24 protein-coding genes and 1 riboswitch are annotated in these 25,874 nt (G+C 72.7%); of the genes, 12 read left to right on the plus strand and 12 right to left on the minus strand.

All coding sequences use genetic code 11. The features are described from left to right. Nucleotides 1-7: 7 nt before the first annotated feature. A complete protein-coding gene (locus tag ACIP6N_RS04110; protein ID WP_401812724.1) occupies nt 8-217 on the minus strand; it encodes a hypothetical protein in 210 nt (69 codons plus the stop codon). 27 nt (nt 218-244) lie between these two features. Beyond that, nucleotides 245-733: an Asp23/Gls24 family envelope stress response protein gene (locus ACIP6N_RS04115; RefSeq protein ID WP_401812726.1), complete on the minus strand. Its 489-nt coding sequence runs from the start codon at nt 731-733 to the stop codon at nt 245-247. Nucleotides 734-824: 91 nt separating this feature from the next. Here ACIP6N_RS04115 and ACIP6N_RS04120 point away from each other — a divergent pair, with 91 nt between their 5' ends. Next, nucleotides 825-1,622, plus strand: a complete 798-nt coding sequence (locus ACIP6N_RS04120; RefSeq protein WP_401812728.1) for a hypothetical protein — start codon at nt 825-827, stop codon at nt 1,620-1,622. Nucleotides 1,623-1,665: 43 nt separating this feature from the next. On the opposite strand, the gene ACIP6N_RS04125 is transcribed toward ACIP6N_RS04120, so the two are convergent. The 6 genes from ACIP6N_RS04125 to ACIP6N_RS04150 form a co-directional block, all read right to left on the minus strand. Further along, nucleotides 1,666-2,481 carry an enoyl-CoA hydratase/isomerase family protein gene (locus ACIP6N_RS04125; protein ID WP_401812730.1) on the minus strand — a complete coding sequence of 272 codons (816 nt, stop codon included), beginning with the start codon at nt 2,479-2,481 and terminating at the stop codon, nt 1,666-1,668. A gap of 133 nt (nt 2,482-2,614) precedes the next feature. Next, the gene (locus ACIP6N_RS04130) at nt 2,615-2,836 is read right to left on the minus strand and encodes a helix-turn-helix domain-containing protein (protein WP_043439149.1); all 222 of its coding nucleotides are present in this window, start codon (nt 2,834-2,836) and stop codon (nt 2,615-2,617) included. Nucleotides 2,837-3,353: 517 nt separating this feature from the next. Beyond that, nucleotides 3,354-4,952: an ABC-F family ATP-binding cassette domain-containing protein gene (locus tag ACIP6N_RS04135; RefSeq protein ID WP_401812731.1), complete on the minus strand. Its 1,599-nt coding sequence runs from the start codon at nt 4,950-4,952 to the stop codon at nt 3,354-3,356. Nucleotides 4,953-5,329: 377 nt separating this feature from the next. After that, nucleotides 5,330-6,727, minus strand: coding sequence for a hypothetical protein (locus tag ACIP6N_RS04140; RefSeq protein WP_401812733.1), 1,398 nt, complete (start codon nt 6,725-6,727; stop codon nt 5,330-5,332). A 143-nt stretch (nt 6,728-6,870) separates the two neighbouring features. Continuing rightward, entirely contained in the window at nt 6,871-7,998 is a 1,128-nt protein-coding gene (locus tag ACIP6N_RS04145) for an alpha/beta hydrolase (RefSeq protein WP_401812734.1), read from the minus strand. Nucleotides 7,999-8,065: 67 nt separating this feature from the next. Then, a complete protein-coding gene (locus ACIP6N_RS04150; protein ID WP_401812736.1) occupies nt 8,066-8,728 on the minus strand; it encodes a class II aldolase/adducin family protein in 663 nt (220 codons plus the stop codon). A gap of 180 nt (nt 8,729-8,908) precedes the next feature. Between ACIP6N_RS04150 and ACIP6N_RS04155 the strand changes: the two genes are divergently transcribed. The 7 genes from ACIP6N_RS04155 to ACIP6N_RS04185 all read left to right on the plus strand — a co-directional run bounded on the left by ACIP6N_RS04155 (nt 8,909) and on the right by ACIP6N_RS04185 (nt 17,362). Further along, the gene (locus ACIP6N_RS04155) at nt 8,909-10,123 is read left to right on the plus strand and encodes an anion permease (RefSeq protein WP_401812737.1); all 1,215 of its coding nucleotides are present in this window, start codon (nt 8,909-8,911) and stop codon (nt 10,121-10,123) included. A 12-nt stretch (nt 10,124-10,135) separates the two neighbouring features. Further along, nucleotides 10,136-10,333, plus strand: coding sequence for a hypothetical protein (locus ACIP6N_RS04160; protein ID WP_401812739.1), 198 nt, complete (start codon nt 10,136-10,138; stop codon nt 10,331-10,333). A 145-nt stretch (nt 10,334-10,478) separates the two neighbouring features. After that, nucleotides 10,479-10,615, plus strand: a riboswitch (cobalamin riboswitch). Between the two features lie 32 nt (nt 10,616-10,647). Further along, on the plus strand, nt 10,648-11,670 hold the full coding sequence (locus tag ACIP6N_RS04165) for a cobalamin biosynthesis protein (protein WP_401812740.1): 1,023 nt from the start codon (nt 10,648-10,650) through the stop codon (nt 11,668-11,670). A gap of 11 nt (nt 11,671-11,681) precedes the next feature. Next, nucleotides 11,682-13,211: a cobyric acid synthase gene (locus ACIP6N_RS04170; RefSeq protein WP_401813483.1), complete on the plus strand. Its 1,530-nt coding sequence runs from the start codon at nt 11,682-11,684 to the stop codon at nt 13,209-13,211. An 88-nt stretch (nt 13,212-13,299) separates the two neighbouring features. After that, on the plus strand, nt 13,300-15,396 hold the full coding sequence (locus ACIP6N_RS04175; RefSeq protein ID WP_401812742.1) for a putative cobaltochelatase: 2,097 nt from the start codon (nt 13,300-13,302) through the stop codon (nt 15,394-15,396). Beyond that, nucleotides 15,396-15,995, plus strand: coding sequence for a cob(I)yrinic acid a,c-diamide adenosyltransferase (gene cobO / locus ACIP6N_RS04180; protein ID WP_401812743.1), 600 nt, complete (start codon nt 15,396-15,398; stop codon nt 15,993-15,995). The genes ACIP6N_RS04175 and cobO overlap by 1 nt, the downstream gene beginning before the upstream one ends. Next, nucleotides 15,989-17,362: a cobyrinate a,c-diamide synthase gene (locus ACIP6N_RS04185; protein WP_401812745.1), complete on the plus strand. Its 1,374-nt coding sequence runs from the start codon at nt 15,989-15,991 to the stop codon at nt 17,360-17,362. Before cobO ends, ACIP6N_RS04185 begins: the two co-directional genes overlap by 7 nt. 47 nt (nt 17,363-17,409) lie before the next feature. Here ACIP6N_RS04185 and ACIP6N_RS04190 read toward each other — a convergent pair whose 3' ends face one another. Further along, entirely contained in the window at nt 17,410-18,153 is a 744-nt protein-coding gene (locus tag ACIP6N_RS04190; protein ID WP_401812747.1) for a ZIP family metal transporter, read from the minus strand. 66 nt (nt 18,154-18,219) lie between these two features. Between ACIP6N_RS04190 and ACIP6N_RS04195 the strand changes: the two genes are divergently transcribed. Both ACIP6N_RS04195 and cobC read left to right on the plus strand, forming a co-directional pair. Then, nucleotides 18,220-18,765 (plus strand): cobalamin biosynthesis protein, encoded by a 546-nt coding sequence (locus tag ACIP6N_RS04195; RefSeq protein WP_401812748.1) that lies wholly within the window; start codon nt 18,220-18,222, stop codon nt 18,763-18,765. Then, nucleotides 18,749-19,810 carry an Rv2231c family pyridoxal phosphate-dependent protein CobC gene (gene cobC, locus ACIP6N_RS04200; RefSeq protein ID WP_401812749.1) on the plus strand — a complete coding sequence of 354 codons (1,062 nt, stop codon included), beginning with the start codon at nt 18,749-18,751 and terminating at the stop codon, nt 19,808-19,810. The genes ACIP6N_RS04195 and cobC overlap by 17 nt, the downstream gene beginning before the upstream one ends. A gap of 108 nt (nt 19,811-19,918) precedes the next feature. Here cobC and ACIP6N_RS04205 read toward each other — a convergent pair whose 3' ends face one another. The 3 genes from ACIP6N_RS04205 to ACIP6N_RS04215 all read right to left on the minus strand — a co-directional run bounded on the left by ACIP6N_RS04205 (nt 19,919) and on the right by ACIP6N_RS04215 (nt 23,681). Beyond that, entirely contained in the window at nt 19,919-21,163 is a 1,245-nt protein-coding gene (locus ACIP6N_RS04205; protein ID WP_401813484.1) for an MFS transporter, read from the minus strand. A gap of 200 nt (nt 21,164-21,363) precedes the next feature. After that, on the minus strand, nt 21,364-22,299 hold the full coding sequence (locus ACIP6N_RS04210) for an SCO1860 family LAETG-anchored protein (protein WP_401812751.1): 936 nt from the start codon (nt 22,297-22,299) through the stop codon (nt 21,364-21,366). A gap of 287 nt (nt 22,300-22,586) precedes the next feature. Then, a complete protein-coding gene (locus ACIP6N_RS04215; protein WP_401812752.1) occupies nt 22,587-23,681 on the minus strand; it encodes an amidohydrolase family protein in 1,095 nt (364 codons plus the stop codon). Between the two features lie 124 nt (nt 23,682-23,805). On the opposite strand from ACIP6N_RS04215, the gene ACIP6N_RS04220 reads away from it, so the two are divergent. Together ACIP6N_RS04220 and ectA are read left to right on the plus strand one after the other, a co-directional pair. Further along, nucleotides 23,806-24,852, plus strand: a complete 1,047-nt coding sequence (locus ACIP6N_RS04220; RefSeq protein ID WP_401812753.1) for a pyridoxal-phosphate-dependent aminotransferase family protein — start codon at nt 23,806-23,808, stop codon at nt 24,850-24,852. 378 nt (nt 24,853-25,230) lie between these two features. Continuing rightward, on the plus strand, nt 25,231-25,782 hold the full coding sequence (gene ectA, locus ACIP6N_RS04225; RefSeq protein ID WP_401812754.1) for a diaminobutyrate acetyltransferase: 552 nt from the start codon (nt 25,231-25,233) through the stop codon (nt 25,780-25,782). The last annotated feature ends 92 nt before the right edge of the window (nt 25,783-25,874 follow it).

The following is a 25,874-nucleotide window of genomic DNA, read 5'->3' on the forward strand; positions in this document are numbered from 1 at the left end:
CCCGGGATCACCGCCGCCAGTCGTCGCGGTCGCGGCGGTCACGGCGGTCGCGGCCGCGGAAGAAGTCGCCGGGTTCCAGGTCGCCGTCGGCGAACCGCCCGACGATGAAACCGATCGCTCCCAACGCGGCCACCAGGACAAATGCTCCGAACCCGCCGAAATATCCGGCGAATCCGAGCGCCATACCGGCCAGCAGGCCGATCACGGCCATGTTCATCGTGCGCTCCTCTGTAGGATGCCGCCGTTACTGGAGCCGTGACTCCGAGTCGTCGTCGTCTTCCTCGTCGGGCAGCTTCACGTCGCTGACCGCGATATTGACCTCGACGACCTCAAGACCCGTCATCCGCTCGACCGCCGCGATGACGTTCTCGCGTACGTCGCGCGCGACATCGGCGATCGCCACGCCGTAGTCGACGACGATCTCCAGGTCGATGGCGGTCTGCACCTCTCCGACCTCTGCCTTCACACCCCGGCTGACGGACTTGTTGCCGCCGGGCACCCGGTCGCGCATGGCGCCGAAGGTGCGGGACACGCCGCTGCCCATGGTGTGCACGCCGAAAACGTCGCGGGCCGCGAGGCCGGCGATCTTCTCGACCACTCCGTCGGCGATGGTGGTACGTCCGCGGGAGGCGGGTTCGCCGCCGCCCCGCTTCGTGAGGTGGCTCCGGGCGTCGTCGTCCGACGGCCGGCCACCGGGAGACTCGGACTGATTGCGCGCTGCGGGTTCGGTCATCGCCATTCGTCCCTTTCCGGGCGGTTGACTGCTTTGATCACTTTAGGTGCGCTTGCAGTGACTCGCGCCACGGATACGGCAGGCTGGGGTCATGACGACTGCGCGGGGCACCGACGGATGGACGGCTTCGGTACGGCAGCGGATCGGCCTCGGACGGCTGCTGCCGCTGGGCGAAGCGGCCGACGGCGCCTGGCTCGCCGAACAGGCGGCCGCGGTGGAACTGCGGCGCGCCATGGCTGACGTCGCCGGTGGTACGGGGGTGCGGGGCGCCGTGCTCGGCCGGCTGCGGATCGGGCCCGGCGGCCCGCACACGCCTGAGGAGCCCGCCGTGCCGTCCCCGCCCAGCGCGCTGCCGCCCGGCCTGCTCCATATCGAGGCGGAATTCGCCGCGGTGTCCGGCGAGCCGCTGCCGGTGGTGGCCGACCGGCTGCGCACGGCGCTGTACGTGCATGCGGAGGCCGTGCTCGGGCTGCGGGTGGCGCAGGTGGATCTGCGGGTGACGGCCTTGCTGGCCGGCGCGCCGGAAGCGGCGCGGGAATCGTCGGAGCCCATTGAGCCGTACGAGGGGCATGTGGGCTCTGCGGACGCGGCCTCTCCGCACGCGGCCTCTCCGCACGCGGCCTCTCCGCACGCGGCCTCTCCGGAGGGCCCGGGGGCGCGCGCGGTGGTGGGCGTACCGGGCGTGGCGCATCTGACGGACACGCTGGGCGAGCCGGTGCACACCACCACGCCGGGCCATGTCCGGGTGGAGCTGGCGACGGCGCCGGGGCACCGCCCGCTGGATGTGGCGCGGGCGGTGCGGGCCGCGGTCGCCGTCACGATGCCCGGCACGCCGTCGGTGGCCGTCGTGATCACGGCGGTGGAGGCGGCGGCGCCGGACGGACTGTAGGTGCGGCGGAAGCTCTGGAATTCGGGGCGGGGCCGGACCTTGGTCAGTCGCCGATGCCCGCCAGGTCCCGGAACCTGCGGGCCTGGGCCGCGCGCTCGGCCGCGCGCTGTTCGTCGAAGGTGCGGTCCGCCGCGCCCCGGAGCAGGGCCTTCGTCTCGATCACCGCGTCCCGCGGGGCGGCGAGCAGGGCAGCCGCCAGGTCGCCGACGGCCGCGTCCAGGTCTTCCGCGGGCACGACGAGGTTGGCGAGTCCGGTGCGCTCCGCCTCCTCGGCCCCCACGAAACGGCCCGTGGCGCAGATCTCCAGGGCCCGCGCGTAGCCGACGAGGCCGACCAGCGGGTGGCTGCCCGCGAGATCGGGCACGATGCCGAGGCCGGTCTCGCGCATGGCGAACTGCACGTCCGGGGTGACGACCCGGAGGTCGCAGGCCAGAGCGAGCTGGAATCCGGCGCCGATCGCGTGGCCCTGGACGGCCGCGACCGACACGATGTCGCTGCGGCGCAGCCAGATGAAGCCGTCCTGGTACCCGGCGATGGCCGCGTCCAGGTCCGCGTCGGAGCTTCGCGCGAGGTCGGAGAACGACGGCTCGCCCTCGAAGCCCTCCGGCGTGAACGCCTGCCGGTCGAGCCCGGCGGAGAAGGACTTGCCCTCGCCGCGGACCACGACGATCCGTACGGTGCCGGGCAGGGCACTGCCCGCTTCGGCCAGGGCCCGCCACAGGGCGGGAGACTGGGCGTTGCGTTTGGCCGGATTGGTCAGGGTGATCGTGGCGATCGCGTCCTCGACGGTGAGCCGGACGCCGTCCTTGTCGAGTACGGGGCCGGCTGCCGGGTCGAGCACGGAATCAGGCGACGTCATGGGGAGCCTCCGGTTCGGGCAGTTGCAGAGCTGCGAAGCTAAGTGACTGCACAGTAACCACCCGGGCGATCTCGCGACCGACCGGGTGGCCACCATCCGAACCGGCGGCCGGCAACGGCGTCACGCTCGGCCGTCAGGCTGAAGGAGCCTTCTTGCCTCGCGTGGCCCCGCCGCGTCCCCGCAGCGTTACTCCGGACTCGCTGAGCATCCGGTGGACGAATCCGTAGGAGCGGCCGGTCTCTTCGGCCAGCGCCCGGATGCTCGCGCCGGAGTCGTATTTCTTCTTCAGGTCTGCCGCGAGCTTGTCGCGCGCGGCGCCGGTTACCCGGCTGCCCTTCTTCAGAGTCTCGGCCACCCGTGCCTCCTCGTGGGAAGTGCGCTCTGGTTTCCCGCTATGGGTTCCCTCTATGGAATTCCCATGATCACCCCTAAGCGACCTCCTGGCCACCCATTCAGCGAGGTCCGTGCGACGAGGTTTGCCGCACGGCAACTTTCCGACCGGGCCCGCGGCCCGGATCCCAGAGCCCGGCACAACGCCCCTTGATCCAGAATTCGGGCAAAGCGCCAGGTCAGCGACGTGCGGCCGCGCGGCGGTCCGGGCCGTGCGCGGAAACCGGGATCGGCGGACCGCCACGCCGGGGTACGAGACGCACTCACGCAGATGAAGGATCACCGCTGAGCCGAATGATCCATGGGGAGTGGATCACCGCGCTCGCCGGGTCCGTACCGACCCACGCGGCCCCCTGCGGGCAGGCGCGGGTCCGTATCCCGGGCACGCTCAGGTCTGTACGGGCCTGTACGGGCGTCGCTCGGCACCGTACAGATGTCGCTCAGGTCCGTACGGGTGTGGCTCAGGTCCGTACAGACGTCGCTCAGGCCAGCGAGACGAGGTCGCGGTAGTCCGCGCCCCACAGGTCCTCGACGCCGTCGGGCAGCAGGATGATGCGCTCCGGCTCCAGCGCCTCGACCGCGCCCTCGTCGTGCGTGACGAGAATGACCGCGCCCTTGTACGTGCGCAGCGCGCCGAGGATCTCGGCGCGGCTCGCCGGGTCGAGGTTGTTCGTCGGTTCGTCGAGGAGCAGCACGTTGGCGGCCGAGACCACCAGGGTGGCGAGGGCCAGACGGGTCTTCTCGCCGCCGGAGAGCACGCCGGCCGGCTTGTCGACGTCGTCGCCGGAGAACAGGAAGGAGCCGAGCGTCTTGCGGACCTCGACCAGGTCGAGGTCGGGCGCCGAGGAGCGCATGTTCTCCAGGACGGAGCGCTCCGGGTCCAGGGTCTCGTGCTCCTGGGCGTAGTAGCCGAGCTTGAGCCCGTGGCCGGGGGTCACCTCTCCGGTGTCCGGCTTCTCCACCCCGGCGAGCAGGCGCAGCAGGGTGGTCTTGCCGGCGCCGTTGAGGCCGAGGATGACGACACGCGAGCCCTTGTCGATCGCGAGGTCCACGTCGGTGAAGATCTCCAGCGAGCCGTACGACTTCGACAGGCCCTCGGCGGTGAGCGGGGTCTTGCCGCAGGGCGCGGGCTCGGGGAAGCGCAGCTTGGCGACCTTGTCGGCCTGGCGCACCTGCTCCAGGCCCGACAGCAGCCGCTCGGCGCGGCGGGCCATGTTCTGGGCGGCGACGGTCTTGGTCGCCTTGGCGCGCATCTTGTCGGCCTGCGAGTTCAGGGTCGCGGCCTTCTTCTCCGCGTTGGCCCGCTCGCGCTTGCGGCGCTTCTCGTCGGATTCCCGCTGCTGCTGGTAGAGCTTCCAGCCCATGTTGTAGACGTCGATCTGCGCGCGGTTGGCGTCCAGGTAGAAGACCTTGTTGACGACCGTCTCGACCAGTTCGACATCGTGGGAGATGACGATGAAGCCGCCGCGGTAGGTCTTGAGGTAGTCGCGCAGCCAGGCGATCGAGTCCGCGTCGAGGTGGTTCGTGGGCTCGTCGAGAAGCAGGGTGTCGGCGTCGGAGAAGAGGATGCGGGCCAGCTCGATCCGGCGGCGCTGACCACCGGAGAGAGTGTGGAGGGGCTGGCCGAGCACCCGGTCGGGCAGACCGAGCGCGGCGGCGATGGTGGCGGCCTCCGCCTCGGCGGCGTATCCGCCCTTGGTGAGGAATTCCGTCTCCAGGCGCTCGTACTTGCGCATCGCCTTCTCGCGGGTGGCGCCCTGGCCGTTCGACATCCGCTCCTCGTTCTCCCGCATCTTCCTGAGCACGGAGTCGAGGTCGCGGGCGGACAGGATGCGGTCGCGTGCGAGGACGTCGAGGTCGCCGGTGCGGGGGTCCTGCGGCAGATAACCGACCTCACCCGAGTGGGTGATCGTGCCGGCGGCGGGGATGCCTTCACCCGCGAGGCACTTGGTGAGCGTGGTCTTGCCGGCTCCGTTACGGCCGACGAGACCGATGCGGTCGCCCTTGGCGATACGGAACGAGGCGGACTCGATGAGGACACGGGCGCCGGCGCGCAGCTCGACGCCGGATGCGGTGATCACGGAAAGACTCCAGGGCGGTATGGACGGCGGAAGGGCAGGCGGAGGAGTTCTTCGACGCCGGCTAATGCACAAGGAGAAATGCCATGCGGGTGAGTCTACCGGGGCCCCGCTCCTGCCTTTCGCCGGGCGCGGCCCGGCCGGGGGCGCTCCCGGGGCCGCACGGCGGGCGGCCGGTGCCCGGCGTTGCGCGAGGCGGTTACCGGTGGCCGGTGCGCGACCGGCCCGACGGAGACGGACGTCACATCGGAAACCGTCGCGAGCACCGGGCGGGCGTCGACGTGGCGCCGGAGCCCTGCCCCCTGCGGCCCCCGGCGGTCCGGCCGGGACGCGGCGCGCGGTCCCGGTAAGGGGCCGGGGGCAAGGGGCAGGGCCTGGCGTCAGGATGCTCCGGTGTGCACCTGGAACGCGGCCCGGCGCACGGCCTTGGCGACGGCCGGGTCCGGGTGGGCGGCCGCGAGGGCCACCAGGACCTGGACGGTACGCGGGTGACCGACGGCTCTGACCTCCCGGAGCAGGGTGGGCACATTGCCCTGCACCGCGGAGTCCAGGTGACGTACCAGCAGGTCGCTCTCGCCGTGGTCGGCGACGGCGGCTGCGGTGTCCATCCAGAGCCAGGTCGACTCCTCGCGGGTCAGCACCTCATGCGCGTCCTCGGGGTCCGCGCCCTCGTACTCCGCGAGCCAGAGCAGCGCGTAGGGGCGCAGTGAGCCGTCCTCGGCCACCGCCCGTACGGACGACTCGGCGGGCGCTCCGACGACGCGCAGCGCCTCGAAGGCGAGCCCGCGCAGCAGCGCGTCCTCGCCGCGTGCGACGGACAGCAGTTCACTGATGGCGCTGCCGACGGTACGGGGGGCGAGCCAGGCGCGGTATTCGGCGCGGGCCGGTCCCGGGGTGAGCCGGGCGCAGCCGCGCAGCATCTGCTCGGCGGACTGCTCGATGTTGCCGGCAGGGCTCTGCGCGGCGACGCAGATCTGCTCCAGCTTGACCCACACCGCCCAGTTGCCGAGCGGGGTGAGGGTGGCCTGTCCCTCGCCCAGGGTCAGCGCGCCGACGGCGGCCAGGCCCTCCAGGGCCCAGTCGAGGAGCGGCGGAAGCGGGACGACGGGTGCGGCGGGCTTCGGCTCCGCCGCCTCGGTGCCGGTCGCGTCGGGGTCGAGCGGGACCTCGCAGCGCTCCTCGTGGAGTTCGGCGACGCGCTGCTGCAAGAGGTCGAGCAGGGCCGGCGCGGTCACCGGTCCGGCCGAGAGCTGGAGGAGGACGAGCACCTGGGGCACGGCCTCGACGACCTCGGCGACGGCGGCCGGTTCGACGTCCTCGGGGGCGGGGTGCACGAGCGACCAGGCGTCGAAGAGCGCGACCCAGCCGCGCAGGACCGCGCTGTCGTCGCGGTCCCAGGCCTGGAGCCGCCAGCCGGGTCGCACGGCGCCGTCGTGGAGCTCGACCAGACCGGCCAGCCTGGCCCGGTCCCAGCTGGCGTGGACCTGGTCGTGGGCGAGGTTCAGGGCGGCCGCGGCGCGCTCCTGGGCCTGGCCGGTGAGCGGACCGGCTCCGGGGTCGCGGTCGACGGCCGCCCAGCGGGCGATCCGTACGGCGTCGGCGAGTACCGCCCTCGCCTGACGGGCCAGCTCCGCCGGGGGCGGAGTCCCTTCGGGCGGCCGGGGAGCCGGCCTGGTGCGCGCGGCCACGGCGCCGCGCGCCGCGGTCAATGGCCGCGAGCGGACCAGTCGGAGTCTGGAGTTGCGCGCCAATTGCTCATCAGGCTTTCGGGACGTCACGGGGGCAGTCTCCCCGTTGACCGGCCGAAAGCCCAAACGGAACCCGTTTTTTTGGTATGGGAGCGGCGGCGGACACCTGCACCGCGGGGCCGCGCGCGGGGTGTTGCGGGGACCGGCAGCAGGGAAAAGCGCTGTCCAGGCCGCTACATCAGGGGGGTGAGGAAACGGCGCAGCTCTTCCTCGTAGCGGGCGGGTCCGGCATTCCACATCGCGGCGTGCGGGGCGAGCGGAACGGTGTGCAGCGTGACCAGTTCCGGCCGGAGCGCGGCGAGTTCGCGGGACGGGCCCCACGGCGCGATCCGGTCGTCGGGCCCGTGCGCGATCAGGGTCGGGACACGGAGGTCGCGCGGGTTCGCGGCCCGGAGCAGCCGGTGGCCGCCCAGTCCCGTTCTGCCCTGGGCCGCCCTGACGGCGAGCGGCAGCAGGGCGGCGGGGGTGCGGCGGGCGGTGGCGAGGGCGCGCAGGGTGGTTTCCCAGTCGAGTACGGGCGAGTCGAGGACGATTCCGCAGATCCGTTCGCGCAGGGTGGAGTCCGCGGCGGCGTGCAGCGCCATGGAGGCGCCGGTGGACCAGCCGTACAGGACGACGCGTTCGGCGCCGTGGCGTACGGCGTAGCCGATCGCGGCGTCCAGGTCGCGCCATTCGGCGTCCCCGAGGTGGCTGATGCCGTCCCGGGGCCTGGGGGCGCCCTGGTCGCCCCGGTAGGCGAGGTCGAGTACGGGCAGTCCGTAGCCGGCCAGGAACCTCATGACGTTCATGGGGTGCTCGCGGGTCGTGCCGAGCCCGTGCGCGGTGAGGACCCAGGTCCGCCGCGAGCCGGGGAGGAACCAGGCGGGCAGGGCGCCCTGTTCGCCCGGGATCTCGACGTCGCGGTGGTCGAGGCCGAGGGCGGTGAACGGGTCGCCGCTGTGGACCTGCGGGGTGAGCCGTACGCGGGTGCCGGGGGCGAGGGTGCCGTGGCTGACGCGTTCCAGCCTGCGTACGACGGTGTGCGCGGTGCGCGCCTCTCCTTCCAGCACGCCTCCGACGACGGCGTGCACACCGTGGCCCGTCAGCCCGTACGTGCCGGGGCGCAGGGACGCGAGCGTGCGGGTGAGGGTGACGCGGCCCGCCGCCGTCGCGTGCACGGTGAGCCGTGGGTCGCCCGGCAGGGCCTGGCCCGGCGCCGGCCTGAGCGCGGCGTCGCTGGCGTACCGGCCGGCCGCGACAGCTGCCGCACCGAGACCGATCATCGTGGTGACGGCTGCTGCCGTCGCGTTAGCCGGGCGCACTGTCCCAGTGTCAGCACGCCGTACGGGGAGGGCCAGTGGGGATGGCCAGTCGGATGACGCGGACGGCTCAGGGTCGCTGCCCGTAGCCGGTGAGCTTGCGGGCCACCTCGTCCACCTGCGCCGTCGAGAGCAGCGTCGGTTCGCGGCCGGGTACGGAGCTGGCGGTGAGCCAGAGGCGGCACATCCATTCCAGTTGCGCCGTGCGGTCGCAGGCCTGGTCCAGGCTGTTTCCGTAGGTGACCGTGCCGTGGTTGCGGAGGAGGCATCCTGTGCGGTCGCACAGGGCTTCCCACATGTTCGCGGCGAGTTCCGGCGTGCCGTACGTCGCGTACTCGGCCACCCTGACCGGTCCGCCGAACATCGCCGACATGTAGTGGATCAGGGGGAGTTCGGGCACGAGCGTGGAGACGGCGGTGGCGTGGACCGCATGCGTGTGGACCACGGCTGCCGCGTCTGTGCGGCGATAGATTTCCAGATGCAACGGCAGTTCGCTGGTGGGGACGAGGTCGCCGAGCACCTGGCGTCCATTCAGGTCGACCGCGACCGGCTCCTCCTCGGCGAGCCGGTCGTACGGCACTCCGCTCGGCGTGACGAGAACGAGGTCGCCGGAGCGCACCGACACATTGCCCGACGTGCCGACGACCAGGCCGTCGGCCGCCGTTCTGCATGCGGTGGCCACCAGCTCCCGCCAGGCCCGTTCGATCGCTTCTTGCCGCCCCGGATCAGTCATGCCGCGCATCCTGCCAGGTGGACGGCGTGCCGTGCCGGGACTGCCCTTGATCCGCGGGCGGACACCCCAGCAACAGCCCCCCCACGCGATCCACTGCGGCGACCCACGCTGTTCATCTTGCGTTCACCGGCCCTTCTTACGGTCGAACAGGCCCCCGACATCGAGCGATTGACTGGGTAAATGGAACACCTCACGCTGCTGCTCGCGATCGTGATCGTCACAGCTCTCGCGTTTGACTTCACCAATGGTTTCCACGACACCGCCAACGCCATGGCAACGACCATCTCCACCGGCGCTCTCCGTCCCAAGATCGCGGTGGCCATGTCCGCGGTCCTCAATCTCGTCGGGGCGTTCCTGTCCGTGGAGGTGGCCAAGACCATCTCCGGCGGGCTCATCAACGAAGAGGGCATCCGCACAGAAGTGATCTTCGCGGCGCTGGTCGGCGCGATCCTGTGGAATCTCGGCACCTGGCTGCTCGGTCTGCCGTCAAGTTCGTCCCACGCGCTCTTCGGCGGCCTCATCGGCGCCACCCTGATGTCGGTCGGCTCCTCGGGTGTCAACGGTGAGGTGGTCGTCACGAAGGTGCTGATCCCCGCGGTCGCCGCGCCCGTCGTCGCCGGTGTCGCGGCGTACTTCGCCACGCGCCTGACGTACCGGATCGGCAGCCGTACGGACGAGAAGGCCACCGCGAAGGGCTTCCGGGCCGGGCAGATCGCCTCCGCCGCTCTCGTCTCGCTCGCCCACGGCACCAACGACGCGCAGAAGACCATGGGGGTCATCACCCTCGCCCTGGTCACCGGCGGGGTCCTCGCGCCGGGAGCCAACCCTCCGCTGTGGGTCATCGTCACGGCGGGCACGGCGATCGCGCTCGGCACGTACCTCGGCGGCTGGCGCATCATCCGCACCATGGGTTCCGGTCTCACCGAGCTGAGGCCGCAGCAGGGCTTCGCGGCGCAGACCGGCGCGGCGACCGTCATCCTGGCCTCCTCGCACCTGGGTTTCTCGCTCTCCACCACACAGGCCTGCTCCGGCTCCGTGATGGGCGCGGGCCTGGGCCGCAAGGGCGGGGTGGTGCACTGGTCGACCGCGGGCCGCATGGGCGTCGCCTGGTGCCTGACCCTGCCCGCCGCCGGTCTGGTCGGTGCCGGGGCCGAGTTCCTGACCGAGCAGGGCACCTGGGGGGTCACGGCCGCCGCGGTGCTGCTCGTCGCCGCCTCGGGCGCGATCTGGCTCGTCTCGCGCCGCCGTCCTGTCGATGCCTCCGACGTCGTCGACGAGAGCGTCGTCAGGACCTTCGGTCTCGACGGCTCCGCCGAGACCCCACTCACCGTCAGCCGGTCGCTCTCGGCCACCATCCCCGCCCTCGCCGGTGAGCCGGCCCGCCCCACGGCCTAAGGACGCAACAGCATGAACATCGACTGGGCAGCGCTCGCCTCCGTCTTCGGCGTCAGCCTCGTGGCCACCGTCGGTCTCGTGGGCCTGTTCACCCTCGGGGTCGTGGGCCTTTCCAAGCAAGGGTCCACGGCCGCGACGACCGGCGCGTACGCCTGCTTCGCGGCGTGCGCGGCGGCGGTGGCCTACGGGATCTGGCTCATCGTCGCCTGATCCCCTCACCGGAGGGCCGGCGGTCACCCGACCGCCGGCCCTCCGGTCGTTCGTCACCGCACCGGCCCGCCGCCCGTCCTGTCCGTGATGTGGGTCTTCGCACACTGCCCCGTCCCAGGTCAGGGGCGGGTTGACGGGCGTTCTCGCAGCGTGGTGCACTGCCGGGGCCATTTACGACGGTATGAAGAGGAAGCCGGTGCGATTCCGGCGCGGTCCCGCCACTGTCACTGGACGCGTCAGCTCCAGGAGCCAGGAACTCTCGCCGCCGCATCACGTCGAGCCGGGGCGCGGACCCTGAGTGAGGACATGTCGCCATGCCTGGCTGCGGTTCTGCCGCCGAGCGGGTCTTCGCGTACGGCGCCGCCGCGGGCCTTCTCGGCGATCTGCTGTTCGGTGATCCGCGCCGCGGGCATCCCGTCGCCGCCTTCGGGCGGGCCGCAGGGGCCGTCGAAGGGGTCCTGAGGCGCGATCACCGCGGGTGGGGCGCGCTGCACACGGCGGTCTGCGCCGGAGGCGCCGCCGGGCTCGCGGCGCTCGCCGCCAGCGCCGTACGGCACCGCCCCGCCGCTTCCTTTGCCCTGACCGCCACCGCCACGTGGGCCGTCGTCGGGGGGACATCGCTGGGGCGCGAGGCGCGGACCATCGGCGCGGCGCTCGAAACCGGGGACATCGACGCGGCCCGCGAGCGGCTGCCGCATCTGTGCGGGCGCGATCCGCAGGCGCTGGACGGGCAGCAGATCGCGCGCGCCGTCGTGGAGTCCGTCGCAGAGAACACGTCCGACGCCGTGGTGGGCGCGCTGGTGTGGGGCGCCGTCGCCGGGGTGCCGGGGCTGGCCGGATTCCGGGCGGTGAACACGCTGGACGCGATGGTGGGTCACAAGTCGCCCGTGTACCGCCGTTTCGGCTGGGCCTCCGCACGGCTCGACGACGTCGCCGGCTGGCCGGGCGCCCGGCTGACCGCCGCGCTCGCCGCGGTGGCGGGCGGCGATCCGCGCGGGGCGCTGCGGGCGGTACGGCGCGACGCGCACCGGCACCCGAGCCCCAACGCGGGCCCGGTGGAGGCGTCGTTCGCGGGCGCGCTGGGCGTACGGCTCGGCGGGACACTCGCGTACGGCGGACGGACCGAGCACCGGCCGGTGCTGAACGCCGGAGGGCGGCCCGTCGAGGTCGCGGACATCGAACGTGCGGTGCGGTTGTCGCAGCGGGTGACGGCGCTCGCACTGGCGGCCTGCGTCGGCGGGCGCTTCGCGTACGGCGCGGCGCGCCGGGCCTCGGGGCGACGGGCCGCGGGAATCCGGGTTTCAGGGAATCGGGCTTCGGGGAGAGGACGCCGATGAGCGCGGGCGGACTGGGCGGTGGGCTGCTGATCGCGGGGACCACCTCGGACGCGGGCAAGAGCGTCGTCACGGCGGGCATCTGCCGCTGGCTGGTACGCCGGGGCATCAGAGTCGCGCCCTTCAAGGGACAGAACATGTCGCTCAACTCGTTCGTGACGCGCGAGGGCGCGGAGATCGGACGAGCCCAGGCGATGCAGGCGCAGGCCGCCCGGGTGGAGCCGACCGCGCTGATGAACCCCGTCCTGCTCAAGCCCGGCAGCGACCGCAGCAGCCAGGTGGTGCTGATGGGACGCCCGGTGGGCGAGCTGAGCGCGAAGGGCTATCACGGAGGCCGCCAGGAAGCGCTGCTCGGACCCGTACTGGAGTGCCTGGAGACGCTGCGCGGCACGTACGACGCCGTGATCTGCGAGGGGGCGGGCAGCCCGGCCGAGATCAATCTGCGCCGCACCGACATCGTCAACATGGGCATCGCGCGGGCCGCGCGGCTGCCGGTGGTCGTGGTCGGGGACATCGACCGGGGCGGTGTCTTCGCGTCGTTCTTCGGTACGACGGCACTGCTGAGCCCCGAGGACCAGGCGCTGATCGCCGGATATCTCGTCAACAAGTTCCGCGGTGACGTGTCACTGCTGGAACCGGGCCTGGAGATGCTGCGCGGGCTGACCGGGCGCGGGACCTTCGGCGTACTGCCGTTCCGCCACGGCCTCGGGATCGACGAGGAGGACGGGCTGCGCGTCTCGCTGCGCGGCGCGGTGCGCGAGTCCGCGGTCTCGGCCCCCTTCGGGGAGGACGTCCTGCGGGTCGCGGTCTGCGCCGTGCCGCTCATGTCCAACTTCACGGACGTCGACGCGCTGGCGGCCGAACCGGGCGTGGTCGTGCGGTTCGTGGACCGGGCGGAGGAACTGGCGGACGCGGACCTCGTCGTCGTGCCCGGCACGCGCGGCACGGTCAGGGCGCTGGCGTGGCTGCGGGAGCGCGGGCTCGCGGACGCGCTCGCGCGGCGGGCGGCCGAGGGCCGGCCGGTGCTGGGCATCTGCGGCGGCTACCAGGTCCTCGGCGAGCACATCGACGACGAGGTCGAGTCGCGCGCGGGCGCGGTGGCCGCGCTCGGACTGCTGCCCGTACGCGTGCGGTTCGCGCGCGAGAAGACGCTGAGCAGACCGGTGGGGGTCGCGCTGGGCGAGCCGGTGGAGGGGTACGAGATCCACCACGGGGTCGCGGACGTACGGGGAGGCGCCCCCTTCGTCACCGACGAGCGGGGGCAGGCGCTGGACGGCTGCCGGGTGGACGCCGTGTGGGGTACGCACTGGCACGGCGCGCTGGAGAGCGACGGATTCCGGCGGCGCTTCCTGGCGGAGGTGGCGCGGGCCGCGGGGCGGCGTTTCGTGCCCGCCCCGGACACGAGTTTCGGCGCGCTCCGGGAGGAACAGCTCGATCTGCTCGGCGATCTGATCGAGGAGCACGCGGACACGGACGCGCTATGGCGGCTGATCGAGGAAGGGGCTCCGGGAGAGCTGCCGTTCATTCCGCCGGGGGCACCGTGACCGGCGGAGGGACCCCGCTACGGCCTTGTGAGGGCGCGGCCCCGGTCACGGCACGTCGCCTCAAACCACTCGAAGGAGCGTTTCGTATATGAGCACCCCCTTTCCGTTCACCGCCGTGGTGGGAATGGACGATCTGCGACTGGCCCTGCTGCTCAACGCGGTCAGTCCCGCCGTGGGCGGCGTTCTCGTACGGGGCGAGAAGGGGACCGCCAAGAGCACGGCCGTACGGGCGCTCTCGGCGTTGCTGCCCGAGGTGGACGTCGTCGCCGGGTGCCGGTTCAGCTGCCACCCCGGCGCGCCCGATCCGCAGTGCCCGGACGGCCCGCACGCGCCCGGGCCGGGCACGTCCAGGCCCGCGCGGATGGTCGAGCTGCCCGTCGGCGCCTCCGAGGACCGGCTCGTCGGGGCGCTGGACATCGAACGGGCGCTGTCGGAGGGCGTGAAGTCCTTCGAGCCCGGACTGCTCGCGGACGCGCACCGCGGGGTGCTGTACGTCGACGAGGTCAACCTGCTGCACGACCACCTCGTGGACCTGCTGCTGGACGCGGCCGCCATGGGCGCCTCGTACGTGGAGCGCGAGGGCGTCTCCGTACGGCATGCCGCGCGTTTCCTGCTCGTCGGCACAATGAACCCCGAAGAGGGCGAACTGCGGCCGCAGTTGCTCGACCGCTTCGGGCTGACCGTCGAGGTCGCCGCCTCGCGCGAGCCCGAGCTGCGGGTGGAGGTCGTACGGCGGCGGCTCGCGTACGACGACGATCCGGCGGGCTTCGCCGGGCGCTGGGCGCGGGAGGAGACGGAGCTGCGCGAGCGGATCATCACCGCGCGCGCCCTGCTGCCCGAGGTGCGGCTCGGGGACTCCGCGCTGTTGCAGATCGCCGCGACCTGCGCCGCGTTCGAGGTGGACGGGATGCGCGCGGACATCGTCATGGCCAGGACCGCGACGGCGCTCGCCGCGTGGGCGGGGCGTACCGACGTGCTCGCGGAGGACGTCCGGCAGGCCGCGCTGCTCGCGCTGCCGCACCGGCGGCGCCGCAACCCGTTCGACGCGCCGGGCCTGGACGAGAGCAAGCTGGACGACACGCTGGACGAGTTCAGGGGCGACGACGACCCGGAGCCCGACCCCGACGGGCCCGGCGGCGGGCAGCCGCCGCAGGGCGGTCCCGGGGACTCCCCGGCGGGGCCCGACACCGGTTCCGAGGCACCTCGGGAGTCCGAATCCGGACCGTCGGAGAACGGTCAGGACAACAGCCGTCAGGACGACGCGCCGGCCGAGCCGCAGCAGTCCGGGGACCAGCAGCCCGGCGAACAGCCGCGACCGGCCGCCGCCGGTGCCGGTGAGCAGACCGCCGTCGGGGCCTCGGAACCGTTCCGTACGAAGATGCTCAGCGTCCCGGGTCTGGGCGAGGGCGCGGCGGGCCGCCGCTCCCGGGCGCGCACCGAACACGGCAGGACGACCGGCTCCAGGCCGCCGCAGGGCACGCTGACCAGGCTGCACCTGGCGGCGACCGTGCAGGCCGCCGCGCCGCACCAGCGGGAACGCGGCCGCAGCGGCCCCGGTCTGCTGGTTCGCAGAAGCGACCTGCGGCAGGCGACCCGGGAAGGCCGGGAGGGCAACCTCGTGCTGTTCGTGGTCGACGCGTCCGGGTCGATGGCGGCGAGGCGGCGGATGAGCGCTGTCAAGGGCGCGGTGCTCTCGCTGCTGCTCGACGCGTACCAGCGGCGCGACAAGGTCGGTCTGGTCACCTTCCGGGGCAAGGAGGCGGCAGTGGCGCTGCCGCCGACCTCCTCGGTGGACGCGGCCGCGTCCCGGCTGGAGTCGCTGCCGACGGGCGGGCGCACCCCGCTCGCCGCCGGGCTGCTCAAGGCCCACGACGTCCTGCGGGTGGAGCGGATGCGGGATCCCGCACGCCGTCCGCTCCTGGTGGTCGTGACCGACGGCCGGGCGACGGGCGGCCCCGATCCGCTGGCGCTCGCCACGCGCGCGGCCCGGCTGCACGCCTCGGAGGGCACGGCCTCGGTCGTCGTGGACTGCGAGTCGGGTCCCGTACGGCTCGGTCTGGCGGGCACGCTCGCCACCGATCTGGAGGGCACCGCCATCACGCTCGACGAGCTGCGCGCCGACAGCATCGCCGGTCTGGTCAGGGACGTACAACAGGTGAGCAACGGACCCAGGAGGGCCGCGTAATGCCGCAGGGACAGCCGGAATCCGTACCGGACGACGGACTGACGACGCGCCAGCGCCGCAACCGGCCGCTGGTGCTCGTCCACACGGGCACCGGCAAGGGCAAGTCGACCGCCGCCTTCGGGCTGGCACTGCGCGCGTGGACGCAGGGGTGGCCGATCGGGGTGTTCCAGTTCGTCAAGTCGGCGAAGTGGAAGGTCGGCGAGGAGCAGGCGCTCAAGGTGCTGGGGGCGAGCGGCGAAGGCGGCTCCGTGGCCTGGCACAAGATGGGCGAGGGCTGGTCCTGGGTGCAGCGCGACAGCCAGCTCTCCAACGAGGAGGCGGCGCGCGAGGGCTGGGAGCAGGTCAAGCGCGACCTGGCGGCGGAGACCCACCGGCTGTACGTCCTCGACGAGTTCATGTATCCGCTGCACTGGGGCTGGGTGGACACCGCCGAGGTGATCGAGGTGCTGCGTGAGCGGCCCGGCACCCAGCACGTGGTGATCACCGGACGCAACGCCCCGCAGGAGCTGCTGGACTTCGCGGACCTCGTCACCGAGATGACGAAGGTCAAGCATCCGATGGACGCGGGCCAGAAGGGACAGAGAGGCATCGAGTGGTGAACGTCCCGCGGCTGGTCATCGCCGCGCCGTCCTCGGGCAGCGGCAAGACGACGGTGGCGACGGGGCTGATGGCGGCCTTCTCGGAGCGCGGCCTCGCCGTGTCCCCGCACAAGGTCGGGCCCGACTACATCGATCCGGGCTATCACGCGCTCGCGGTGTCGGCGGGCGCGACCGGCACCCGGGTACGTCCGGGGCGCAATCTCGACGCGTACATGTGCGGGACGGAGCTGATCGGGCCGCTGTTCGCGCACGGCGCGGCCGGATGCGACCTGGCGATCGTCGAGGGCGTGATGGGCCTGTACGACGGCGCCTCGGGCCAGGGTGAACTGGCCTCCACCGCCCAGGTGTCGAAGCTGCTGCGGGCGCCGGTCGTTCTGGTGGTGGACGCCTCGGCGCAGTCCCGTTCTGTGGCGGCGCTGGTGCACGGCTTCGCGTCCTGGGACCCGGAGGTGCGGATCGGCGGGGTGATCCTCAACAAGGTCGCCTCCGACCGGCACGAGCGGCTGCTGCGGGACGCGCTGGACGAGTCGGGCGTGCCGGTGATGGGCGTGCTGCGCCGCACCGAGCAGGTCGGCACGCCGTCGCGCCACCTCGGGCTCGTGCCGGTGGCCGAGCGGCACGCGGACGCGCTCGGCTCGATGCGGGAGCTGGCGGTCCGGGTGCGCGAGGGGTGCGACCTGGAAGCGCTGCTGGCGCTCGCGCGCAGCGCGCCCGCCCTGGAATCGACGGCCTGGTCGCCGGAGACCGAGCCGGTCGCCGGTGGACGCCGTCCCGTGGTGGCGGTGGCGGGCGGTTCCGCGTTCACCTTCTCGTACGCGGAGCACGCCGAGCTGCTGACGGCGGCCGGCGCGGAGGTCGTGCCGTTCGATCCGCTGCGGGACGAGCGGCTGCCCGAGGGGACGAGCGGCCTGGTGATCGGCGGCGGTTTCCCCGAGGTGTACGCGCCCGAGCTGTCCGCCAACGAGCCGCTGCGCGAGGCGGTGGCGGAGCTGGCGTACTCCGGCGCTCCGGTGGCCGCCGAATGCGCGGGGCTGCTGTATCTGGCGCGGTCGCTGGACGGGAAGCCGATGTGCGGGGTGCTCGACGCCGACGGACGGATGTCGGGGCGGCTGACGCTGGGCTACCGCGAGGCGGTGGCGGTGGGAGACAGCGCGCTCGCGGCGGCCGGGACGCGCGTACGGGGGCACGAGTTCCACCGGACGGTGCTGGAGCCGGGGGCGGGCGCGGAGCCGGCCTGGGGTCTGGTGCATCCGGAGCGGCGGCTCGAGGGCTTCGTCCGGGGCGGTGTGCACGCCAGTTACCTGCATACGCACTGGGCGGCCGCGCCGGAAATGGCGCGACGGTTCGTGGCAGGGTGCGCGGGGTGAGCACGGGCCGGAACGTCTCCCGGCCGGGCGTCCGTCCGTACGGACGCTCAGCCGGCGAAGCCCACCACCAGCCAGACGAACCCCACGCCGAGGACGGTGCACAGCAGAGTGGAGCGCGCCGGGTGGTCGTGATGCGCCTCGGGAAGGATCTCGGCCGCGGCGAGGTAGAGCAACGCGCCGCCGAAGAAGCCCAGGTAGCTGCCGAGCGCTTCCGCCGGAAGGGTGAACAGCAGCGTGGACGCGGCGCCGACCACGGGCGCCACGGCGTCCGCGACGAGCATCGCGAGGGCCCTGCGGCGGTCGTTCCCGTACAGGCTGGTGAGCGTGTACGTGTTGAAGCCGTCCGCGAAGTCGTGGGCGACGACGGCCAGGGCCACGGCCGCGCCCGGACCGCTGCCGATCTGGAACGCGGCGCCGAGCGCGATGCCGTCCATCACGCTGTGCCCGACCATGGCCGCGGCGGCGGTCAGGCCCACCTCGGGCACCCGGCCGCCGTTCGCCAGGTCCCCGTGTTCCTCTCCGCCGTGGGACGCCTGACGGGCCGCGAGCAGCCGTTCGACCAGATGAGCGATAAGAAATCCGCCGACGAACAGCAGCAGGGCCTGCGGTACGCCGAAGACCTCGCCGCCCGCCGCGGCCAGCGCCTCGGGCAGCAGATCGAGGCCGACCACGCCGAGCATCAGGCCCCCGGCCAGGCCGAGGACCAGATGGCGGCGGTCGGTGACGCGCTGCGCCGTCCAGCCGCCGAACAGCGTCATGAGGAACGCGCCGAGCGCGACGAAGACCGCCATGGGCCCCTGCTTAGTCCATCGGCGCCCCTTTCCGCACATCCGGCGCTCGGTGCCGCGCGAGGCGTCGTGGTGGGAATCGGCGCGGGCAAGGGCATTCCGGTGGCTGAGGTGCTCGATCTGATCGGGCGTTCGCTGCGCGGCGCCGGGCTCTCGCCGGGCGACGTCGTCGCGCTGGCGACCGTCGACACGAAGGCCGGTGAGCCGGGGATCGCGGGGGCCGCCGCGCTGCTGGGGGTGCCGCTGCGGGCGTATCCGGCGGCGCAGCTGGCCAGGATCGCGGTGCCGCATCCGTCGGCGGCGGCGCTCGCCGCGGCGGGAACCCCGTCGGTGGCGGAGGCCGCCGCGCTCGCGGGCGGCGGTGAACTTCTCGTCCCCAAGAGGAAGTCGGCGCCGGACGGCGGGGCCGCGCGTGTCACCTGTGCGGTGGCGGAGGAGCGGGGTAGGAGCGTGACCGGAATGGACATGATGTCAGCGGTGACGGTAGACAACAGCGGCCTCACACGTGACAGTGGGCCGCACGGCGAAGCCCCGGGGCCACCGGTGGCGTTCGGAGGGAGTCCGGTGACCCGCGGCAGCCATGTGGACCACACAGACCATGTATACGCACGCTGACGGCCACGACCTGCGCCACCACGGCGACGCGGAGATGCGCGACTGCGCCGCGCCGGTGGTCGATCTCGCGGTCAATGTCCGTACCGGCACTCCCCCGGCCTGGCTGCGCGCGCGCATCGCGGACTCGCTGACCGGTCTCGCCGCGTACCCGGACGGGCGCGCGGCGCGGGCGGCGGTCGCGGCGCGGCACGGACTGCCGGTGGAGCGGGTGCTGCTGACGGCGGGTGCGGCGGAGGCGTTCGTCCTGCTCGCCCGCGCGCTGCCCACGTGCGGTCCCGTCGTGATCCATCCGCAGTTCACCGAGCCCGAGGCGGCGCTGCGGGACGCGGGCCACCAGGTGCGCCGGGTGCTGCTGCGCGCGGAGGACGGCTTCCGGCTCGATCCGGACGCGGTGCCCGACAACGCGGACCTGGTGATCCTGGGCAATCCGACCAACCCGACGTCCGTGCTGCACCCCGCCGAGACGATCGCACGGCTGGCGCGCCCCGGGCGGACGCTGGTGGTGGACGAGGCGTTCATGGACGCCGTCCCCGGCGAGCCGGAGGCGCTGGCAGGACGGACGGACGTGCCGGGTCTTGTGGTGCTGCGCAGCCTCACGAAGACCTGGGGCCTGGCGGGCCTGCGGATCGGTTATGTACTGGCCGAGCCCGACACGGTGAAGGCGCTGGAGCGCGCTCAGCCGCTGTGGCCGGTCTCGACACCGGCGCTGGCGGCGGCGGAGGCGTGCGTGACGCCCGAGGCGCTGGCGGAGGCGGAGGAGGCGGCGCGGCTGATCGCGGTGGAACGCGCGCATCTGCTGGCGGGCCTGGCGGAGTTCGAGGAGGTCCGTACGGTGGCGGACGCGCGGGCGCCGTTCGTCCTCATCCGCATGGCACGCGCGGACGCGGTACGCGCCCGGCTGCGGACGCTGGGTTTCGCGGCGAGACGGGGAGACACGTTCCCGGGTCTGGGCCACGACTGGCTGCGGCTCGCGGTGCGCGACCGGCCGACGACGAACAGCTTCCTCCAGGCGCTGGACCAGGCGCTGACGGCGGTGGGCGGGTAGGGCGTGTGCTGACGCTTTCCTGATGCGCGTGCGGCGTCAGGGGCCGCGGGCGACTGACCGCGGGGAAGCGCGGGGCGTGGCGCCCGGTCATGCGCGTGTGGCGGTGGGTCAGACGGGGCTCGCGGCCGGTTCCGGTTCGGTGTGTGGCGTGTTGGCGCGGCGCGGGAGCAGGAGCGGGGCCGCCAGGATGAGGAGACCCGCGATCGCGATCGCCGTGCGCGGAGTGGTGAGTCCGGCCAGCAGCCCCCACAGCGCCGTCAGGGCCGCGATGGCGGCCTTGCCGCTGACCGACCACGCGGACAGGGTGCGGGCGACGCGGTCCGTTCCGGTCTGTTCGAGCCGGTGGGTGGCGAGTACCGGGCTGAACACGGCCGAGCAGGTGATGAGCCCGAACTCGACGGCCATGACGAGCGCGAGTCCGCCGGCGCCGGGGCCGATGAAGGCCAGGCCGAGCGGCCAGCAGACGCGCAGTGTTCCCGCGGCGCGCAGGACCGTGTGCTGCCCGAACCGTGCGACGAGCGGCCGGGCCAGTCGTGCGCCGAGGAGTCCGCCGGCGCAGGGCACCGCGAAGGCGAGGCCGTACTGCCAGGGTGCGAACCCGAGGGGGCCCAGCATGAGGACGGCGAGCAGGGGGGCGCTCGCCATGATCAGGCCGTTGACCAGGATCGCGTGGAAGAACAGCGGCCGCAGCGCGGAGTTGGCCAGAATGTACCGCCACCCGTCGAGCAGGTCGCCGGCGCGCAGCCGTGGTGCGCCGGAGCGTGCGGGTGGCGGTTCCGTGCCGCCGATCGCGCGGATCCCGAGCGCCGAGAGCAGGTAGCTGACGGCGTTGGCCGCCACGGTCAGCACCGGGCCGAACATCCCGATCGCGGCCCCGCCGAGCGGCGGTCCGAGGACCGTGGCGGTCCAGGTGGTGGACTCGAACCTGCCGTTCGCGACGAGCAGGTCCTCCGGCCGCACGAGCGCCTTCAGACAGGCCCCGGTGGCCGAGGTGAAGGCGATGTCGGCCGCGCCGACGACGACCGACACGACGACGAGCTGGGCGAAGCTGAGCCATCCCAGGGCGAACGCGGCGGGGACGCTCATCAGCGCGGCGAACCGGATCAGGTCCATGCCGGCCATCACCGGCCGCTTGCGGCGGAATTCCACCCACGGTCCGAGCGGCACCGCCACCACCGCGCCGACCGCGAGCCCGGCCGCCGCCAGCACCGACACCTGGGTCGTCCCGGCGTGCAGCACGAGGATCGCGATCAGGGGGAACGAGTCGAACGCGAGCCACGTGCCGAACGTACTGACCGCGTACGCCGCCCAGAGCCAGCCGAACTGCCGCCCCAGCGGCTGCCTGGACACCACAGTCGGCACACCTCCGCTTCCCCGCTCGGGCCACCCGGAGGAGGCAACCGAGATCAAAGCGGGCGGCGCGCGGGCGAGTCAAGCCGCCGGTCGTTCACAGCCACCGGTCGTTCACAGCCACGACGAGATCTGTGCGACCGGCGGCACGGGAAGGGCGTGCGAGGAGAAGCCGCGCACGGCCGTCCCCGCCCGCCGCCGCCTCAGCGGCGCGCCCGCGACCTCGCCCAGGCCGTCGCGCCGCCGCCCAGCACCAGCAGCGCCGCCGCGCCGCCCGCCAGGTACGGGGTCAGGGAGCTGCCGCCCGTCTCCGCCAGACTCTCGTCCGCCGGCGCGGCGACGGGCTCGACGGCCGACTGGGCCTGGTGGTCAGGGTGCGCGGGTGCCGGGGCCTGCGGCTCCGCCGGGGCCTGCGGCTTCGGCGAACGGCAGGTCGCCTCGGCGAGCGTGACGGAGCCTTCCACCTCGGCGACATTCAGCTTGAGCGGGTTCACCGACACCTTCAGTGCCAGCGCGGTCGCCGCCGCCGTGCGCGAGGTCGTCCGTGTCGTGGACAGGTCGAGCGTCACCCGCCCCACGCCCTGGACGTCCACCCGCGTCGGCCCGCTCGCCGAGAGGGTGACCTTCTTGCCCAGTACGGTCACCTGCCCGAGCACGTTCGCCTGCGCCGTCGGCCGCTTCCCGGCCTCGCAGACCGCCTTCGACGTGACCTCCTCGACCTCGATGAGCGAGAGCAGCGGCAGGCCGGGCACGTGCAGCCTCGCGTGGGCGAGGTGCGTGGAGCCCGCCGCCCCGTGCGCGTCGGCCGTCGCCTTCGCCGTCGCCACGTCCGCGCTCAGCACGGTGAAGGGCCTGCCCTGGCCGACTCCGTCCAACTCCACGCTCAGCACGCTCCTGTCGGCGCTCGCGGGCGCCTGCACGGCGTTGAGTTCGGCGTTCAGCGGGAGGTGGACGGTCTTGTTGAGCAGGGACACGTCGAGGCCGGTCCTGAGTACGGCCGCGCTCGCCCTGCCCTCACCCGCGTCGCCGCCGTTCGCCTGCGCCGGGGCGGCGAGGAGGACGGGGCCTGCCGTCAGCACGGCCGAGGCCACCACGGTGGCGCAACGGCGTGCGGGCATGCGGAAGGTGTTGCTGTTCAAGATGGTGGAACCCCCACAAGAGATTTGGCGTCGCCGGTCCGCCGACACGGGGACACGCGGCGGTGGCGACTGAGACACCGAAATCTTTACGCACGGAGAGTGAACCGGCGGACACCTGAGGTGAGTTCACTCTAAAGTGGTGTTTTCGGGCTCAAATTCGATTCTTGTGACACATGTGTTCCTTCGGTTCACTCGCCTGCCCCAGGGTCGGGCAGCACCCCGGCCAACTCACCGCCGGAGCACATGAAAACCTTCAACGACCCGGCCCGCCCCCGCGTCACGCTCCGTCAATTCACCGCATGTCCGTCCAGGACGATCCGCCGCGGCGCGGCCAACACCCGTACGTCCGCCCGCGGATCCTCGTCGTAGACCACCAGATCGCCCGGCGCGCCTTCCTCCAGCACCGGCCGCCCCAGCCACCGGCGCGCGCCCCACGCGGTCGCCGACAGCGCCTCCACCGGCGGGATACCGGCCTTCACCAGCTCCGCGACCTCCGCCGCCACCAGACCGTGCGGCAGGGACCCGCCCGCGTCCGTGCCGACGTAGACGGGGACGCCCGCGTCGTACGCGGCCCGTACGGTGTCGTAGCGGCGCTCGTACAGCCGGTTCATATGCGCCGACCAGCGGGGGAACTTGGCTTCCGCGGGCGCCGCGAGCTTCGGGAACGTCGCGATGTTGACCAGCGTCGGGACGATCGCCACGCCACGCTCCGCGAAGAGCGGGATGGTGTCCTCGGTCAGTCCCGTCGCGTGCTCGATACAGTCGATACCCGCCTCGACCAGCTCGCGCAGGGCGACTTCGGCGAAGCAGTGCGCGGTGACCCGCGCGCCCAGCCGGTGCGCCTCCGCGATGGCGGCCCGGGCCGCTTCGCGCGGCCAGCAGGCCGACAGATCGCCGACCTCGCGGTCGATCCAGTCGCCGACCAACTTGACCCAGCCGTCGCCGCGTCGCGCCTCCCGCGCCACGTACTCGACCAGGTCCTCCGGCTCGATCTCATGGGCGTAGTTGCGGATGTAACGGCGGGTCCTGGCGATGTGACGGCCCGCCCTGATGATTTTCGGCAGGTCCTCGCGGTCGTCGATCCAGCGCGTGTCCGCCGGCGATCCCGCGTCCCGCAGGAGCAGCGCGCCCGCATCACGGTCGCCGAGCGCCTGCTTCTCGGTGGTCGCCGGGTCGACCGCGCCGTGGCCGTCGAGGCCGACATGGCAGTGCGCGTCGACCAGGCCGGGCAGCACCCAGCCGCCGCTGACGGTCCCGATGTCACGGGCGCCGGCCGGGCGTTCGTACGTGATCCTGCCGCCCACCACCCACAGTTCGTCCCTTATCTCCTCGGGGCCGACAAGGATCCGCCCCTTCACATGCAGCACCGCGTGATCGCTCATGGGCAGCACTGTACGAGGCCGTGAGTACCCTCGATCAGGGAGTTCGCACACCGGAACGGACCGGAGCGGACCCCGCCGTCCCATCCCCCGCGTCCGCCGAGACGTCCATGAAGAGAGCAGCGCCGTGACACACCCGCTCCTTGATCTGGCCCCACTGACCGCCGGGCACTTCGCCGCCGTCGAGCGGCGCGTCGCCTCCCTCCTCGCCACCGAGCACGATGTGGTGGTCATGCAGGGAGAGGCACTGCTGCCCCTGGAGGGATGCATACGGGGCGGCGCCAGGCCCGGTTCGACCGCGCTGAACGTGGTGACGGGCCCGTACGGGCAGACCTTCGGCAACTGGCTGCGCGACAGCGGCGTGAAGGTCATAGACCTGTCGGCGCCGTTCAACACCGCGGTGGCCACCGAAGAGGTCGAGCGCGCGCTCGCCACGCACCCCGAGATCGACTTCGTCTCACTGGTCCACGCGGAGGCGGCGACCGGCAACACCAACCCGGTCGCCGAGATCGGCGAGGTCGTACGGGCCCACGGCGCGCTCTTCATGCTGGACGCCGTCGCCTCGGTGGCCGCCGAGCCGCTGCTGCCCGACGCGTGGGGCGTGGACCTGTGCGTGATCGGCGGGCAGAAGGCGATGGGCGGCCCGGCGGGCGTCTCCGCCGTATCGGTGAGCCCGTACGCCTGGGAGCGGCTTGCCGCCAATCCTCGGGCGCCCCGCCGCTCGTACCTCTCCCTGCTGGACTGGAAGGAGCGGTGGATCGACGGTGGCCGCAAGGCGCTGCCGCACGCCCCCGCACAGCTGGAGATGCTGGCGCTGGAGGCGTGCCTGGAGCGCATCGAGGCGGACGGGCTCGACGCCGTGATGGCGCGCCACGCCGACGCGGCCGCCGCCACCCGGGCGGGCGCGGCCGCCGCCAGCCTGCAGCCCTTCGTCCGCGAGGCCTCCGCCGCCGCTCCGGTGGCCACCACGCTCCGTACACCCGCCCGGGTCGACGCGACAGCCGTGGTGGCGAAGGCGCTGGCCGCGGATCCGTCGCTGCCGCTGGTGGCGGGAGGCGGCGCCCTGGCCGCGGAGATGATCCGGGTGAACCACTACGGCGCCGACGCGAACCCCGATGTCGTACGGGCTTCGCTCGCCGCGCTGGGCGCCGCGATCGGCGAACTGCGGCCGTAGGTTTCGGTCCCGGGAGAGCCGTCTTACGGCGCCGGTGCGGCCGTAGTATCTCATCAATTGCGGATACGTGAATTGAAGAAAGCGGGAAGTTGCTTTAGTCGCGGCAGCTTCCCGCTTTCTTGTTCCCGCTATTCACAACCCCAAACCCACGGGTTTCCGCAGGGCCGATCGAAGTAATTCACACGGGTCCCACCAGCGTTACGGACATGTGACCGACCCCACAAGCGCCATCGTTATGCCCGTTATTTTCCGGACAGATCGCATCTAATCACTGGCGAATGACCCCCGTGTCACGCACGCGCGATAACACAGTCCTGCGTTCTGCCCAACCCCTGGCGGAGATGCATCTTTTGTATTTGCTGGGTAAATTTAATCTACATGACTGCCGCACAAGCAGACCTTGCAGGCGCCCGAGGCGAATTCACCCGGCCCTTCGGGATAGACGCCCCACGAGTGGAGGACGGAGCCGCGATCTGGCGTATTGCCCGCGATTCCGAGGTACTCGACCTGAACTCCTCGTACAGCTATCTGCTGTGGTGTCGCGACTTCGCCGCCACGTCCGTCGTCGCCCGCGACGAGGGAGGAGACCCGATCGCCTTCGTCACCGGCTACATCAGGCCCGAGCGCCCGGAAGCGCTCGTCGTCTGGCAGGTGGCCGTCGACCGTGACCAGCGCGGACGGGGGCTCGCCGGCACTCTGCTGGACGAGCTGACCGCCCGGGTGACCAGGGAGCTGGGAGTCACGGCGATCGAGACGACCGTGACCCCGGACAACATCGCCTCCGACCGCACGTTCACCGCGTTCGCCGCCCGCCACGGCGCTTCCCTGGAGCGTGAGGTTCTCTTCGACGGCAGTCTCTTCCCCGGCGACGGCGGGCACGAGCCCGAGGTGCTGTACCGGATCGGCCCGCTCGCCCCCCAGACTCCCTGACCATCCCCGAGCCATCGAGGCTCCCGAGCTTCACGTTCGCGAACTCTCCGGGTTTCACCGCCCCTGGGTTCCGGGCCCGCAGGCTCCCGGGC

Source organism: Streptomyces sp. NPDC088725 (assembly GCF_044751305.1).
In the GTDB taxonomy this organism is placed as follows: Bacteria; Actinomycetota; Actinomycetes; order Streptomycetales; family Streptomycetaceae; genus Streptomyces.

Bases quoted from the DNA above. Each gene is read 5' to 3' on its own strand.
- ACIP6N_RS04110 (WP_401812724.1), bottom strand. From the start codon at position 217: ATGAACATGGCCGTGATCGGCCTGCTGGCCGGTATGGCGCTCGGATTC.
- ectA (WP_401812754.1), top strand. From the start codon at position 25,231: ATGACTGCCGCACAAGCAGACCTTGCAGGCGCCCGAGGCGAATTCACC.
- ACIP6N_RS04160 (WP_401812739.1), top strand. From the start codon at position 10,136: ATGAACATCGACTGGGCAGCGCTCGCCTCCGTCTTCGGCGTCAGCCTC.
- ACIP6N_RS04190 (WP_401812747.1), bottom strand. From the start codon at position 18,153: ATGGCGGTCTTCGTCGCGCTCGGCGCGTTCCTCATGACGCTGTTCGGC.
- ACIP6N_RS04155 (WP_401812737.1), top strand. From the start codon at position 8,909: ATGGAACACCTCACGCTGCTGCTCGCGATCGTGATCGTCACAGCTCTC.
- ACIP6N_RS04120 (WP_401812728.1), top strand. From the start codon at position 825: ATGACGACTGCGCGGGGCACCGACGGATGGACGGCTTCGGTACGGCAG.
- cobC (WP_401812749.1), top strand. From the start codon at position 18,749: ATGTATACGCACGCTGACGGCCACGACCTGCGCCACCACGGCGACGCG.
- ACIP6N_RS04150 (WP_401812736.1), bottom strand. From the start codon at position 8,728: ATGACTGATCCGGGGCGGCAAGAAGCGATCGAACGGGCCTGGCGGGAG.
- ACIP6N_RS04165 (WP_401812740.1), top strand. From the start codon at position 10,648: ATGCCTGGCTGCGGTTCTGCCGCCGAGCGGGTCTTCGCGTACGGCGCC.
- cobO (WP_401812743.1), top strand. From the start codon at position 15,396: ATGCCGCAGGGACAGCCGGAATCCGTACCGGACGACGGACTGACGACG.
- ACIP6N_RS04215 (WP_401812752.1), bottom strand. From the start codon at position 23,681: ATGAGCGATCACGCGGTGCTGCATGTGAAGGGGCGGATCCTTGTCGGC.
- ACIP6N_RS04175 (WP_401812742.1), top strand. From the start codon at position 13,300: ATGAGCACCCCCTTTCCGTTCACCGCCGTGGTGGGAATGGACGATCTG.
- ACIP6N_RS04115 (WP_401812726.1), bottom strand. From the start codon at position 733: ATGACCGAACCCGCAGCGCGCAATCAGTCCGAGTCTCCCGGTGGCCGG.
- ACIP6N_RS04125 (WP_401812730.1), bottom strand. From the start codon at position 2,481: ATGACGTCGCCTGATTCCGTGCTCGACCCGGCAGCCGGCCCCGTACTC.